The sequence below is a fragment of the Nocardioides sp. CPCC 206347 genome, from assembly GCF_048654605.1.
Classification (GTDB): Bacteria; Actinomycetota; Actinomycetes; order Propionibacteriales; family Nocardioidaceae; genus Nocardioides.
The window spans coordinates 440,244-454,865 of sequence record NZ_JBMCYZ010000002.1 but is presented as its reverse complement, the minus strand read 5'-3'; the positions used below and the strand labels follow the sequence as shown (position 1 = coordinate 454,865).

At 71.5% G+C, this 14,622-nt stretch carries 11 protein-coding genes; 4 read left to right on the top strand and 7 right to left on the bottom strand.

Annotation, left to right across the window (positions count from 1 at the left end; translation table 11 throughout):
- The first annotated feature begins 40 nt into the window (after window positions 1-40).
- Window positions 41-682 carry a hypothetical protein gene (locus tag ACOACQ_RS08490; RefSeq protein ID WP_420288055.1) on the top strand — a complete coding sequence of 214 codons (642 nt, stop codon included), beginning with the start codon at window positions 41-43 and terminating at the stop codon, window positions 680-682.
- An 89-nt stretch (window positions 683-771) separates the two neighbouring features.
- On the top strand, window positions 772-2,556 hold the full coding sequence (locus ACOACQ_RS08485; protein ID WP_420288054.1) for a fibronectin type III domain-containing protein: 1,785 nt from the start codon (window positions 772-774) through the stop codon (window positions 2,554-2,556).
- Between the two features lie 44 nt (window positions 2,557-2,600).
- Here ACOACQ_RS08485 and prfB read toward each other — a convergent pair whose 3' ends face one another.
- On the bottom strand, window positions 2,601-3,719 hold the full coding sequence (gene prfB, locus ACOACQ_RS08480) for a peptide chain release factor 2 (RefSeq protein WP_378606995.1): 1,119 nt from the start codon (window positions 3,717-3,719) through the stop codon (window positions 2,601-2,603).
- A gap of 192 nt (window positions 3,720-3,911) precedes the next feature.
- Between prfB and ACOACQ_RS08475 the strand changes: the two genes are divergently transcribed.
- Together ACOACQ_RS08475 and ACOACQ_RS08470 are read left to right on the top strand one after the other, a co-directional pair.
- Window positions 3,912-7,802 (top strand): Ig-like domain repeat protein, encoded by a 3,891-nt coding sequence (locus ACOACQ_RS08475; protein WP_420288053.1) that lies wholly within the window; start codon window positions 3,912-3,914, stop codon window positions 7,800-7,802.
- Between the two features lie 29 nt (window positions 7,803-7,831).
- Window positions 7,832-11,203, top strand: coding sequence for an Ig-like domain repeat protein (locus tag ACOACQ_RS08470; RefSeq protein WP_420288052.1), 3,372 nt, complete (start codon window positions 7,832-7,834; stop codon window positions 11,201-11,203).
- Window positions 11,204-11,294: 91 nt separating this feature from the next.
- On the opposite strand, the gene ACOACQ_RS08465 is transcribed toward ACOACQ_RS08470, so the two are convergent.
- The 6 genes from ACOACQ_RS08465 to ACOACQ_RS08440 all read right to left on the bottom strand — a co-directional run bounded on the left by ACOACQ_RS08465 (window position 11,295) and on the right by ACOACQ_RS08440 (window position 14,616).
- Entirely contained in the window at window positions 11,295-11,735 is a 441-nt protein-coding gene (locus ACOACQ_RS08465) for a pilus assembly protein TadG-related protein (RefSeq protein ID WP_182379844.1), read from the bottom strand.
- Window positions 11,732-12,133 (bottom strand): hypothetical protein, encoded by a 402-nt coding sequence (locus ACOACQ_RS08460; RefSeq protein ID WP_378607001.1) that lies wholly within the window; start codon window positions 12,131-12,133, stop codon window positions 11,732-11,734. Before ACOACQ_RS08460 ends, ACOACQ_RS08465 begins: the two co-directional genes overlap by 4 nt.
- 86 nt (window positions 12,134-12,219) lie before the next feature.
- Window positions 12,220-12,618, bottom strand: a complete 399-nt coding sequence (locus ACOACQ_RS08455; RefSeq protein WP_420288051.1) for a TadE/TadG family type IV pilus assembly protein — start codon at window positions 12,616-12,618, stop codon at window positions 12,220-12,222.
- On the bottom strand, window positions 12,615-12,797 hold the full coding sequence (locus ACOACQ_RS08450) for a hypothetical protein (RefSeq protein WP_420288050.1): 183 nt from the start codon (window positions 12,795-12,797) through the stop codon (window positions 12,615-12,617). Before ACOACQ_RS08450 ends, ACOACQ_RS08455 begins: the two co-directional genes overlap by 4 nt.
- 38 nt (window positions 12,798-12,835) lie before the next feature.
- Window positions 12,836-13,765: a type II secretion system F family protein gene (locus ACOACQ_RS08445; RefSeq protein ID WP_420288049.1), complete on the bottom strand. Its 930-nt coding sequence runs from the start codon at window positions 13,763-13,765 to the stop codon at window positions 12,836-12,838.
- Window positions 13,762-14,616, bottom strand: a complete 855-nt coding sequence (locus ACOACQ_RS08440; RefSeq protein WP_378607022.1) for a type II secretion system F family protein — start codon at window positions 14,614-14,616, stop codon at window positions 13,762-13,764. The genes ACOACQ_RS08445 and ACOACQ_RS08440 overlap by 4 nt, the downstream gene beginning before the upstream one ends.
- Window positions 14,617-14,622 lie beyond the last annotated feature (6 nt).

Genomic DNA, 14,622 nt, shown 5'->3' with positions numbered 1-14,622 from the left:
CGACGGGCAAGGCGAGGTCGCGCCCACTAGTCTGGCGGGCGTGTCGACGGTCCTGCGCGCGCTGCTTCTCTCCGCGCTCCTCACCCTGGTGCCCGTCGGCATCGGCGTGGCCGTCTCGGACGACACCACGAGTGCGGCCCTGCCTCCCGCCTACAAGGGCACCGATCTCGCCGACTTCGACACCAGTGCGGCGGTCGTCCAGCGGACCCCGTTCTGCGAGCTGGTGCCCGCTGCGGCCGTCAAGGCAGCCCTCGGGACTCCAGGGGACCTGACGTCGTACGGCAACGGCGAGGAGTCCGCTGCGCTCCCCGGCAGTGACGTCGCCCACGAGTACGGCTGCCTGTTCGGCCAGGCGGACGCCCCCGGTTCCGAGGCGCGGGGCTGGGTCTTCGCTCCCCCGGTCAGCGCCGAGCGGGCTTCGGCCCTGATCAGCGCCACCACGACCGATGTGTGTGCCGCACAACCCGGCGCTCCCGCCTACGGAACCCCTTCGGTTGCGGTCGTCTGCACCAACGGTGACGCCCGTACGGCGTCCTTCCGTGGCCTGTTCGGCGATGCGTGGCTGGCCTGCAGCCTGACCCTCCCGGTCGGGGTCGCCGAGGCCGACCTCGTCAGCCGGGCCGGGCGCTGGTGCGTCGCGGTCGCCCAGGCCGCCTCCTTCACCGCGTCCAGCACGTCCTGACCTGACGATCGGCTGGATCCACCGGGACCTTCGTCCTGATCCGTCGTCCTGCGCTCACGTCGGTGCCGCACCGGCCGATGTGGACACACATGGTTCAGGTCCTGCGCACGCTCGCGCTCGCGGTCACCGCGCTCGCGATCGCCGTGACCGGATGGGCCCTGCCCGCAGCGGCGGACGACAGTGCCCCGGCAGACCCGGGCACGACCGCGGTGGAGGTCCACGACCCCGCGCTGGTGACCAGTCCCGACGGCGCGACCTTCGCCCGTGACGAGTGGGGCACCCCGCCGCCGGCGCCCTCCCCGCGAGCCACCACGGACGGCACCGCCCTGGCCTCGGCGGAGCCCGCGGCGTCGTACACGCTGGCCGAGACGTTCAGCCTGCACAGCCGGCCGGGCGCCACGCGCACGGTCTACCTCGACTTCGACGGTGGCACCCTGCTCTCCACCAACTCCTGGCTGCTGAACGGGCTCACCTCGCTCCTGTTCCCCGGCTGGACCCTCGACAGCTCGGCGGCGTTCTCGGACGCCGAGCGCGCCCTGGTCCAGGAGGTCTGGGCCCGGGTGTCGGAGGACTTCGCCCCCTTCGACGTCGACGTCACGACCCAGGAACCCGCCACCGGCGGACTGTGGCGCAGCGGGACCAGCGACCTGACCTACGGCACCCGCGTGGCGTTCAGCTCGGGCAGCAGTGTCCAGAGCGCGCTCTGCGGAGGGTGTGGCGGCCTCGGCTGGATCGGCACCTTCGACGTCATCACGCAGGCCGAGACGCGCAGCCCCGCGTGGGTGTTCCCCTCGTCGCTCGGCAACCGCGCCAAGAGCATGGCCGAGGCCGCCTCCCACGAAGTGGGCCACAACCTCGGTCTCGCCCATGACGGCACGACGTCGAACGGCTACTACGGCGGCACCTCGCTGTGGGGTCCGCTGATGGGCAGCCCTTACTCCGCCGGCGTGACGCAGTGGTCGCAGGGCGACTACACCGCCGCCAGCAACCACCAGGACGACTTCGCGGTCGCCGGCACCAACGGCATCACGCTGCGCCCCGACGAGGCCGGGAGCACGTCGGCCACCGCGCTCCCCCTGTCGGCGCTGCTCAACGGCGCCGGCGTGATCGCCACCCGCAGCGACACCGACTGGATCGGCATCACGCAGTGCTCCGGCACGGTCACCGCGCGGGCCGATCCGGCCGCGGTCGGGCCCAACCTCGACCTGCTGGTCGAGATCCGCAACGCAGCCGGCACCGTGCTCGCGTCCGCAGCGCCAGCCACGACCCGGACCACTTCCGGCGTGACGGGCCTGGGCGCCTCGGTGTCGATGCCCCTGACCGGCGGTCCGTTCTACGTCGCCGTCTCGGGCGTGGGCGCCGGTGCAGGTGGCACGTCCGACTGGTCCACCGGCGTGTACGACGACTACGGCAGCCTGGGCACGTACCGGCTCACGGTGACGGGGTGCGCGAGCGCACCGTCCGACCCGCCGGTCGACCCGCCGACCGACCCGCCGCCGGACGAGCCCGTCGTGGTCCCGCCGCCGGTCGTGGTCACGCCCCCGGTCGTCGTACCGACGGTGACGCGGCCGGGCACGATGGCCGCACCCCGGGTCGCCTCCGGCGCTCCTGGCGGGCGACGCACGATCGGCGTCCGCTGGTCGGCGCCGACCCGCACCGGAGGCGCGCCGATCACCGGCTACGTCGTGGCGGCGTACCGGCTGAACGCGTCGGGACGCGTCGTCGACTCGGTGACGTCGCGGGTCCAGACCGCCGGCACCCGGCACCTCACCATGCTGCTGGCCACCGGCCGCTGGGTGGTCAGGGTCAAGGCCCGGAACCGGGTGGGTTGGGGCGTGCTGAGCAAGCGCTCGACGGTGGTCCGTCCGCGCTGATCAGGGCTGATCAGGCCTGATCAGGTGAGGCTGACCCGGACGGGTCAGTTCGCGTCGGCGTTCTCTCCGCCGCGACGCCAGCGGATGCCGGCCTCGAGGAATCCGTCGAGGTCGCCGTCGAAGACCGAGCTCGGGTTGCCGCTCTCGAAGCCGGTCCGCAGGTCCTTGACGATCTGGTACGGGTTCAGCACGTAGTTGCGCATCTGGTCGCCCCAGCTCGCCTGCACGTCGCCGCGCAGTCCGTCGAGGTGCGCCTTCTCCTCGGCCTTCTTCAGGGCGAGCAGCTTGGCCTTGAGCACCACCATGGCGCTGGCCTTGTTCTGCAGCTGGCTCTTCTCGTTCTGGCAGCTGACGACGGTGCCGGTGGGGATGTGCGTGAGCCGGACCGCGGAGTCGGTCGTGTTGACCGACTGGCCGCCCGGACCGCCGGAGCGGTAGACGTCGACGCGGATCTCCTCGTCGGGGACGTCGATCTCGTCGGTCTGCTCCAGGACGGGGACGACCTCGACGGCCGCGAACGACGTCTGCCGACGGCCCTGGTTGTCGAACGGGCTGATCCGCACGAGGCGGTGCGTGCCGGCCTCGACGCTGAGCGTGCCGTAGGCGTAGGGAGCGTGGATGGCGAAGGTGGCGGACTTGAGGCCGGCCTCCTCGGCGTAGGAGGTCTCGTAGACCTCCACCGGGTAGTCGTGCTGCTCGGCCCAGCGGGTGTACATCCGCATCAGGGTCTCGGCGAAGTCGGCGGCGTCGACGCCGCCGGCACCGGCACGGATGCTGATCAGGGCCTCGCGGGCGTCGTACTCACCGTTGAGGAGGGTGCGGACCTCGAGGCCCTCGACGGCCTTCTTGACCTTCTCGAGCTCGGCGTCGGCCTCGGCCAGCGTCTCGGCGTCGCCCTCCTCGGCAGCGAGCTCGGCAAGCACGGCGAGGTCGTCGATCCGGTCGTGGAGCGCACGGAACCGGTCGACCTGTCCCTGCAGGCCCGAGAGCTTGCCGGTGACGCGGGTGGCGTTGGCCTGGTCGTCCCACAGGTCCGGCGCCGCCACCTGCTCACCGAGGTCGGCGATGTCGCGCTGCATCTGGTCCAGGTCCAGGACCTGCTCGATGGTGCGCATCGTCGCCGTCAGCTGCTTGATCTCGGAGTCGTAATCGGTGCCTGCCACAACAGGCAAGGCTACGACCCCGCCGGGCAAGCCGGGTAAATGCCACCTCTCGAACGAAGTAGAACTTGTTTCATCAAAGTTGGTGTGGCCTCGGTCACAACCTGCTTGACTCCCCCTGCTCCCTCCACCAGCAGGCCCCGTGTCCCGCACGTCTCGGGTGGTGTCCCCCCAAACACATGGGATGGATGACGCATGCCCCTTGCGCCGACGAACACCCGATTCCAGCACCGATTCCAGTACCGAGGCCGCCGCGCCGCCGACGCCTTCCGCAGGCGAATGGCCCGGTTGATCGTGCTCGCCACCCTGTCCGCGGGGCTCGTCGCCCTGGCCGGGACACCCGTCGCCACCGCCGTCCAGGCGACCGGGGACGACGTGGCCGCATGGAACACCGGCTGGTCCTGGACCTACCAGACGACGTTCCGCTACATCGCGACCGGAACCGACGTCACCCTCAACGAGAACGTCACCTACACCGTCGGTGCGGTCGAGACGTTCCAGGGACAGAGCGCGTACCGCCTCGACATCACCGGAACCATCACCGGCGGCAGCGGTACGGCGGTGGTCGACGGCGTCGGCACCGCCAACCTGAGCAACTTCGCCGGGTCGGTCTCCGGCACCAAGTACGTCCGCCGGTCCGACCTGGCGCTGCTGCGGGAGACGCAGCAGCAGAACCTCACCGGCAAGGCGCAGGTCAGCATCATCACGCAGAACATCACTGCGGCGATCAACCTCGAGATGACGCCCCAGCGCGGCTGGCGTGCACTCGCCTTCCCGCTCGAGGCCGGCCAGAGCTGGAGCAACGACGTCGACGTCGACTACGACGGCGGGTTCAGCTACGCCGCCGGGTCGCTCGCGAGCGGCAACGACACCTTCGAGGGCGTCTTCTCCTTCAGCGACCCGTCGACCGTCTCCAACGCGACCGTCGCCGTCCCGATCGGCAGCGTCAACGCCCGCCGCGTCCACGCCCAGAGCGCCGACGGCCAGACCGTCAACACCCACTGGTGGTCCCCGACGCACCGCAACGACGCCCAGGAGATCCTGCGCCTTCCCGTCGACGACGGTTCGCTGTCCATCGACCGCAAGCTGGCGTCCTCGTCGACCCCGGCCGCGGCGACGACGCTGACCGGCTCGATCACCCCGTCGTTGACCTGTGCGGGCGGTGACGTCACCGTCGCCGGCAAGCTGAGCACCGGCGCAGCCGGGGTTCCGGTCGTCATCTCCCTCGACAAGTCGCCGGTCACGCCCGGCCAGACGCAGAACGCATCCGTCACCACGACCAGCGGCGGCAACTACACCGCGACACTCAGCGCGCCGGCCGAGTCCGACGGACTCGCCAAGGGCAGCGCCCGGGCCAGCTGGGGTGTCATCGTCAGCGCCGCCGGCGCGACCACGGCGTCCACCCTCGTCGTCACGAACACGAACTGCAGCACGCTCGCCTACACCGGTGCGACGTCGGCCGCCCAGGGCAGCACCGCCACCGTCAAGGCCGTCCTCGTCGACCTGGCCGGCGGCCCCGTCGCCGGACGCACCGTGACGTTCAGCCTCGCGGGCGGTGCCACCGCCACCGCCACCACGTCGGCCACGGGCCTCGCCCAGACCGACATCGCGGTCGCCGGTCCCCCGCGTACGACGACCATCACGGCGTCGTACGCCGGCGGTGGTGGGCTCGAGCCCGCCTCCACCTCGGCACCGTTCACCGTCGGCGCGATTCCGACCAGCACCGTCGTGACGGCCGACCCGGCGGTCGTGACCGTCGGCGATCCCGTCCGGTTCACGGCCACGGTGTCTCCTGCCCACGGCAGCACGCCCGGTGGTGCGGTCCAGTTCCGTGTGGACGGCTCCGACTTCGGCGCGGCCATCCCGCTGACTGACGGCGCCGCGACCAGCCCCGCACTCTCGACGCTCGGCCTCGGCAACCACACCGTCGTCGCCGTGTACGCCGGCACCAGCGACCACGGCGGAAGCACGTCCGCGGCCGTGACCTTCCGGGTGCGCGAGCCGCTGCTGACCACCACGACGACGTCGTCGGTCGACCCGGGCACGGCCGTCTACGGCCAGCCGGTCACGTTGTCGGCCACGGTCACCCCCGGTTCGGGCACCCCGACTGGTGAGGTCATCTTCACCGTCAGCGGCGACGAGGTCGGCCGTGACAGCGTGGACGCCAACGGCGACGCCAGCGTCGTCGTGAGCGACCTCGCGGTCGGCAGCAACCAGGTCGTCGCGACCTACTCCGGCGACGACGTGTACGACGCCAGTGCGGCCTCGCCGCGCAACGTCACCGTCAACAAGGCAGCCGTCACCGTGGCCCTGTCCGCGACGGACACCACGACCGTGACGGGCGAGGCCGTCGGGCACACCGCGACCGTGGCAGTCCAGGCACCGGGCGGCGGCAGCCCGAACGGGACCGTCCAGCTGCTCGTCGACGGCAACGCCGTCGGCGCCGCGGTCGACCTCACCAACGGATCGGCGACCTTCCCGCCGCTCACCTCGTTGACGGCCGGCGAGCACACCGTGTCGGCGAGCTACTCCGGCAGCGGGCGCTACCTGGCCGGATCCGACCAGGTCGAGCACGATGTCGCTCCGGCGGTCACGACCGTCGCGCTGCTGGCGAACCCGTCGCCCTCGGTGCAGGACCAGCCGATCCTGCTGACGGCCAGCGTCGCCGCGGTCAGCCCGGGATCGGGCTCCCCCAGCGGCACGGTGACCTTCCTCGCCGACGGCGAGCCCGTCGGCTCGGCACCGGTCACGACCGACGGCTCGGGCACGCGCGCAACACTCGACCTGACCGACCTGGCACCCGGCTCCTACCAGTTGACGGCGCGCTACGCCGGCGACGCCGATTACACCGCCAGCGAATCGGCTCCGGTCAGCCACACGGTGATCGAGGGCACGGCGGTCGTCGAGACCACGACCGTGTTGACGTCGAGCGCCAACCCGTCGACGTACGGCGAGCTGATCACGTTCAGTGCGCAGGTCACGGCCGCCGACGACAGCACGCCCGCTGGGTCCGTGCAGTTCTCGGTCGACGGCCAGGACGTCGGTGGTCCGGTCGCGGTCGGCAACGACGGTGTCGCGGAGAGCCCGACGCTCGGTTCCCCGGACCCCGGTGACCACACGGTGATCGCTGCCTTCTCTCCGGAGCCCGGCTTCTCGGGCAGCGGCGACATCCTGACCCAGACCGTCGCTGCGGCCGGGGTGGACATCGACCTGCAGTCATCCAACGCCGACGCGGAGGCGGGCGACGAGGTCCGGTTCACCGCCGAGGTCTCCTCGCCGACGCCGGGCACGGGTACGCCGACCGGCTACGTCCAGTTCGCGATCGACGGTCAGCCCTTCGGCGATGCCGTGGAGCTCGAGGACGGCTCGGCTACGAGCCCCGTCATCGACGACCTGGCCCCCGGCAACCACACGGTGACGGCGCTCTACTCGGGCGACGTGCACTTCCGGTCCGACCTGGTCGACCTGACCCAGTCGGTGGCCCTCGTGGCGACCACGACCGTCCTCACGGTCTCGCCGGGCTCGGCGACGTACGGCGACACGCTCACCCTCAAGGCGCGGGTCACGCCCGCCCACGGCGGCCAGGGTGTCCCGGCCGGCTCGGTGCGGTTCCTCGCCGACGGCGTCGAGATCGGCACCGTGCCGCTCGCTCCGGACGGGAGCGCCGGCGTCGCCCAGCTGGCCACGGCTGCGCTCCCTGCGGGAACCCACCACCTCAGGGCGGTGTACGACGGCACGGACGCCCACGACGCGAGCGACTCCGCGGTCGTCGATGTCACCGTCGCCAAGCGGGCCACCACGGTCCAGGCGGCAGCGGCGGCGGTCTCGCTGACACCGCTCGGCCTGCCCCTCGGGCAGCTACGGGCAACCGTGACGACGGGCGGTCAGCCGCTCGCCGGCGTGGCCGTGGAGTTCAAGGTCGGGACCAAGGTCGTCTGCACGACCACGACCAACGGTTCCGGTGTCGCCACCTGCAATGCCGCTGCCCAGCTCCTCGCGCTCGTCCTGAACGGTGGCTACACGGCCACCTTCGGCGGCGACGCGAACCACCTCTCCTCCACGGCGCGCGGCGCCATCATCAAGTGAGGTCGGCCATGTTGAAAGGAACCTCAGCTGTGCGCAGACTGATCGCGGCCCTCGCGGCCATCTCCCTGACCATCGGCCTCTCCGTCCTGCTGGTGTCGTCGGCCTCGGCCGACATCACCGGTCCGGCCAACAACGCCGTCCTCCGCGGCAACGCCACCATCTCGGCGAGCGGGGCGTCGGACGGCACCCTGTGTGCCAACGCCAGTGGCCCGCAGACCACGCTGCAGCTCATCAACAGCAGTGGTGGCGTGGTGTTCGAGAGCGTGCAGGGCGGCACCGGCGCCAAGAGCGCCGGGTTCGACTCGCACTCCTACGCGAACGGCGCCTACACCGCGCGAGCGATCGAGCGGAACCGTTCGGGCTTCGTCTTCTGCTCCAACAACACGAAGACGACGAACCGGGCGGTGACGATCGACAACATCACCCAGATCGCCTACTCCGGGGACACCGAGGGACCGCAGAACACCTCGGTCACCGCACGGGCCACGCTGACCGACCCGAACCTGGCGTCCTCGGTGCTGCCGAACCGGACGGTCACGTTCTCCCTGTCGGATGGCACGTCGGTCAACGCGACGACCAACGCGAACGGTGTGGCCACCGCATCGCTGCCGGTCTCCGGCCCGCCGCGCAACGCGACGGTGACGGCGTCCTTCGCGCAGACCACCTTCTACAAGGGTTCCTCCGTCTCCACGCCGTTCGCGGTGGAGAAGAACTCCTCGACGACGACCGTGGTCCAGCCGGCACCTTCGGTCCATGGCGAGGCGGTCTCGTTCACCGCCCAGGTGGGGATCGTCGACGGCACCAGCGTCCCCACGGGCACCGTGCAGTTCACCGTCGACGGTGACGACCTGGGTGCCCCGGCTCCCGTGTCCGGCGGCTCGGCGACCTCGCCGTCGATCGACAGCCTCAGCACCGGCACCCACACGATCGGTGCCCGCTACAGCGGGGACAGCAACCTGCTCACCAGCACGGCGACACCCCGGACCCTCACCGTCGGCAAGGCGCCCACCAGCACCGTGTTGACCAGCACCGGCTCCCCCACGGTGTCCGGTGAAGCCGTCACCTTCAGCGCAACGGTCGACGTCGTCGCCCCCGGCGTCGGCAACCCCGGCGGTGGCGTGCAGTTCAACGTCGACGGTGACCCGTACGGCACCGCCGTACCGCTCTCCGGCGACACGGCCGAGCTGGCCATCAGCAACCTGACGCCCGGCAACCACGTGGTGCAGGCGACGTACAACGGCAACGGCGACTTCGCGACGAGCACCTCGGCCGAGCTCAGCCACGGCGTGAACCGCGCCGACACGACCGTCACGTTGGAGACCTCCAACGCCGACGCCGTGGCCGGCGAGCCGATCACCTTCACCGCTGACGTCGACGTCGTGACGCCCGGTGCGGGCGAGCCGACCGGTCTGGTGCAGTTCGCTGCCGACGGAGAGCCGATCGGTGACCCGGTGGCCCTCAACGGCGGTACGGCGGTGTCGCCGGCGACCGGCCTCGATGCCGGTGACCACGTGATCACCGCGAACTACGAGGGCGACTCCCGGTTCGCCGGTGGATCGGCGAGCCTCGACCAGGAGGTCGCGCCGGCCCACACCACGACTGCGGTCTCGTCGTCGCCGAACCCGTCGGTGGTGGGCCAGCCGGTGACGATCCGGGCGACGGTCACCCCCGTCAGCCCGGCCGTCGGAATCCCGGAAGGCGTCGTGCAGTTCGAGATCGACGGCGCCGCCGGTCCGTTCGCCACCCTGGTGGACGGCGCAGCGGAGATCAGCACGAGCACGCTGACCCGCGGCAGCCACGACATCAAAGCCCGCTACCTCAGCGCCGACCCGAACTTCATCACCAGCACGTCGCCGGTCGCGACGCACACGGTAAACAAGGCGGCGACGAAGACGGTCGTGGAGAGCTCGGCTCCGGTCTCGGTGTTCGGCCAGCCGGTGACCTTCACCGCGACGGTCTCCGTCACGGCTCCGGGCGCCGGATCCCCGTCGGGGACGGTCACCTTCACCAACGGGTCCACGGTCCTCGGGACCGCCCCGGTGAGCTCCAGCACCGGTGGCGTCGCCGCGATCACGACCGACGAGCTGTCGGTCGGGCAGCACGCCGTGGTGGCGACGTACGACGGCGATGACAGCTTCACGGGCAGCAACGGGTCGACGGCGCAGAAGGTGCAGCGCGCGCAGACCTCGACGCTGCTGACGTCCTCGGCCAACCCCGCGCAGTCGGGCGAGAGCGTGCGGTTCACGGCGACCATCAGCCCGGTGGCGCCCGGTGCCGGAACGCCCTCGGGCACCGTCCGGTTCACGATCAACGGCGCCAACCTCGGCGGTCCGGTGACCCTCGTGAACGGTGTCGCGCTGAGCAACGCCTTCAGCTCGCTCTCCCCCGGCAGCTACCGGGTCGAGGCGGTCTACAGCGGCGACGGTCGCTTCATCGCCAGCAACGGCGTGCTCGACCAGGGCACCGGCCAGGGCATCGTCAAGGGCGCCACGTCGATGGGCCTCGTGTCCGACGACGCGGCGGCCGACCACGGGCAGACGGTCACCTTCACCGCGACGGTGCAGGCCGTGGCTCCCGCCACGGGCAAGCCGACCGGCGTGGTCCGGTTCTGGAAGGGCAACACCCTGCTCGGCGCGACCAGCCTGGTGCCCGGCGGCGCCGGGACCAGCACGGCCTCGTTCGCGACGTCGACACTGGCCCCGGGACAGCACCAGATCCGCGCGGAGTACGTCGGCAACTTCAACTTCGAGGGCCAGAACGCCACGACCTCGCAGTCGATCGGTCCGGCGGGCACCGTCACCGGAGTGGAGTCCGACGTGAACCCGGCCGAGTACGGCGACGCGGTCACCTTCACCGCGTTCGTCACCGACGGGGCGCCCACGCCGGGCGCACCAAGCGGCACCGTGACCTTCCGGTCCGGTGACGACGTGCTCGGCACGGCCGAGCTGGAGCCGGTCGACGACCGCTTCCGGGCCACGCTGGAGGTCGAGGGCCTGGCTGCCGGGAACCACCAGGTGACCGCCACCTACTCGGGTGACGGGAGCCGTGCGGCGAGCACGTCGCCTTCGTACACGCAGGTGGTGGCGCGGGCCGCGAGCAGGCTCGTCGCGGAACCCGTGCTGACGCAGGTGATGGACAACTACTCCCGGGTGGAGGCGACCCTGACCGGGCTCGGCAGGGCGCCCCTCGCCGGTCAGCTGGTCGTCTTCTCACTGCCCTCGGCGGTCTACCCCGGCGTGGTGCACACCTGCGAGGTCGTCACCGACAACGACGGCTACGCCCGGTGTGACGCACCGTTCAAGGGACCGGAGCTGATCCTCAACAACGGGTTCGACGTGCGGTTCGACGGCAACGACAGCTACCTGCCGTCGTACGACCACGGGGCCTACGCGGGCAACTGACCCCCACAGGCGAACAGCGGGCGCGGGGTCATCGACCCCGAGCCCGCTGTTCGTTGTTTCCGCTGGCGACCCGGCCAGACGTCCCGGGGTCTCATTCCTCCGGATCGACGACCGCGGAGCCGGTGGACCGGATCGTCGGGTTCTCCGGTCCGCCGGGGAGGCTCAGCGGCAGGTCGATCGGCGCCTCGAGCTCGACGACGATGCGGTCGTCCTGGACCCGCACCACCGCGCGGATGCCGGGGTGGTCAGCCGCAGCGCCGACGTCGCGCAGGTACGCCCGCACCGCCTGCTCGGCTTCCCGGCGCGCGATGGTCAGGTCGCCGGCGGCCAGCCCGTCGTCGTACGCATCGGAGCCCTGGGCGCCCTGGTCGGCGCCCTGCAGAGCGGCGCCGTCGGCGAGGGCATCGAGGCGCTGGCGGGCGAGGTAGGCGGCGCTCGCGTCCACCACGACCGCCACCAGCAACAGGATGATCGCGGTGAAGGCGAGGATCAGCGGGGTCGAGCTGCCGCGCTGGTCACGGGTACGGGTCAACGGCCCTGCTCCTGGATCTCCTGGTACTGCCCGATCGGCACGGTGTGGTCCGCGCTCAGCCGGAAGGTCGGTGCGCCGCTGCCGAGGACGTCGGGCAGCAGCGGCAGGGTCACCGCGGACTCGATCCGCACGGTGATCACCGAGGTGCCGCTGTGGCAGTTCCTCGGGTACGGCGAACAGGTCACCGACACGCTGACCGGGACGTCATGCAGACCCTGGTCGGCCAGGGCCTGCCGCGCGACCGCGGCCGCCCGCTTCTCGCCAGCGACGTCATTGGGTGCCAACGCGTAGGCACGTGCGGCGGCCCGGGCCGCACCGCTCACGCCGAAGGATCCGCGCTGGACCTCGAACACCGACAGCACGATCCAGAGCAGCGGGAGCAGCAGGATGATGCTCATCCACACCATCTCGACCAGACCGCTCCCCCGCTGGTCGAGCCGCCTGCTGGCCCGACACCTGTCCCAACAGCTGGCCCAACGCCGCCTCATCGCGGGCTCTCCTCGACCGCGCGGCCGGACACCGAGAACTCCACCGCCGGGCCGCCGAGGCCGAGCGCCGGGACCTTCGCGTGGACCGTGATCTCGACGCCCGGTGCACCGTCGACCAACACCTGGCGCACCTCGACGTCCTTTGCGAAGGAACCGGCCAGCGCGTCGTCGATCTGGGCGCGGGTCAGCTCGACGCCGTCGCCCGGGCCACGGTCGGCCGTGGCCGCCAGCCGGGCACCTTCGGACGCCGCGGCCGCGAGCGTCGCCCGGACGTGCAGCACCAGGGCGACCTGGATCAACCCGACCACGATCGGCAACAGGACCACCGTGACGAGGGTGAAGTCGACCAGCGCCGAGCCTCGCTGGTCGCGGCACCGCCGCCTGGGCGTGCTCACTTCACGGAGTTGAGCGCCGACTGGAGGATGCCCACCAGTTGCGGCTGGGCCAGGCTCCACAGCGCGACGCCGATCGAGATCGTCATCACCGTGACGAGGACCCAGCCGGGTACGTCGCCGCGTTCGTCGCGCTGGTGCCAGCGGCGGCGCAGGAGGCTGAGGAGGGTGGAGGTGTGCACGGTGGTTCCTTCCGAGAGTGCAGCGTGGATCAGGGTGATCAATAGGTCAGGGACAGGCCGATGAAGCCGGGCCAGAACGCGAACAGGACGGTCACCGGCAGCACGAGGAACACGACCGGCACCATCATGAAGATCTCCTTGCGGGAGGCCTGTTCGATCAGTGCGCGCCGACCGGCCTCACGTACGTCGGCCGCCTGCGCATGGAGCACGTCGGCCAGAGGGGTGCCGCGCTCGACAGCCACCGCGATGCCGTGCGCGAAGCGCGCCACGACACTCACGCCCGTCGTCCCGGCGAGGCGATCGAAGGCGTCGGCGACCGGCTCGCCGGTGCGGATGTGGGCCAGCACGTCGCCGAGCTCTCGCGAGAGCTCACCACCACTTCGTCGTACAACGCGAGCGAGCGCAGCCACGGGTCCTTCACCGGCAGCCACGGCGAGGGCGAGCAGCTCGGCGATCGTGGGGAACTCCGCGACCATCGCGGCTTCCCTCTGCTTGACCTGGGAGCTCAACCGGTTGTCGCGCAGGAGCACGCCGATGACGAAGGCGCCGATGCACAACAACAGCAGCGGCAGGGGGTTCGTCGGACGCGTCCAGGTGCGCAGGACGCCGTACACGGCCGCGATGCCGAAGCCGGCCAGCCCCCACAGCACCTGCTGGACCCGGAAGTCGTGCACGCTGAGGTCCAGCCCGGCGCGCGACAAGCGTCGGCGGACGGAGGGCGTCCCGCCGACGACGCGTTCGATCGTCTCGGCCGCCCGGCGCAGCAACGGGCCGAAGACCGCGGCCACGGCGTTGCTCGGCTCGACCGGTGCGACCGGTCGGTCGGCCGACGCCAGGTCCCGCACGTAGGGCAGCACCCGGCTCTCCAGCCGCGGCCGCCGCATTGCAACGACCCGGCCCACCACGAGGGCCAGGCCAGTCGTCGTACCGAGGCCGAGGAGACCGCCCCACACCGCCGCCGCGCTCATTGAAGGATCCGCCGTTCGGTGGGGAGGCGACCCATCCGCATCATCAGCCGGTACGCGATCACGCACAGGCACGCCCCCACCGCGAGGACGACGGCGCCGGCTGCGGACTGGTAGCGCTCGATCACGGTGCGCTGGGTGGACATCACCAGCAGCACCACCCACGGTGCCGCGACCGCGACCCGCGCACCGTTGACGGCCCACGCCTGGCGGGCCTCGAGCTCGGAACGGGTGCGCAGGTCGTCGCGGAGGAACCCGGACAGGCTGCGCAACAGTCGCCCGAGCTCACCGCCGCCGACCTCGCGGGCGATGCGCAACCCTTCGACGACGCGATCGCCGACCGGGTCCGCCAACCGCTCCTTGAGGCGGTCGAGGCAGTCACCGAACCGGCCGGACACCTGGTAGTCCAGGGCAAACGCGTGGAAGGCCGCACGCAACGGCTCCGGCCCGCGGACGGCGAGCGCGGCCACCGCATCGGGCAACGACATCCCTGCCCGTACGGCGGAAGCCAGGTCGTCCACGGCCTCGGGCCAGACCTCGGCGAACTCACGCTGGCGTCGCCGGGCGCGGCCCGCGACGATCGCCATCGGCAGGTAGCCCGCGAGCGCACCGAAGACCACGGCGATCGGTCCCGTTCGCGTGATCACGAGGACGACGACGGCACCCACGACGGCGGAGCCCAGGCACAGCGCGATCAGTGAGCGCGGTGCGACTTCACGCAGGCCGGCCTCCGCGAGCCGTTGCTCGATCCGGCTCGATCCACCGGCCGGCGCGGGACGAGTCTCCCGGGGCCGGAAGGCAGCCCAGACCAGCAGGCATCCGAGCCCGAAGCCGAACCCGACCAGCGCACCCACCCCGGA

Coding starts and splice junctions, on each gene's coding strand:
- ACOACQ_RS08485 (WP_420288054.1), top strand. CDS start 772: ATGGTTCAGGTCCTGCGCACGCTCGCGCTCGCGGTCACCGCGCTCGCG.
- ACOACQ_RS08475 (WP_420288053.1), top strand. CDS start 3,912: ATGCCCCTTGCGCCGACGAACACCCGATTCCAGCACCGATTCCAGTAC.
- ACOACQ_RS08460 (WP_378607001.1), bottom strand. CDS start 12,133: ATGAGCATCATCCTGCTGCTCCCGCTGCTCTGGATCGTGCTGTCGGTG.
- ACOACQ_RS08445 (WP_420288049.1), bottom strand. CDS start 13,765: ATGAGCGCGGCGGCGGTGTGGGGCGGTCTCCTCGGCCTCGGTACGACG.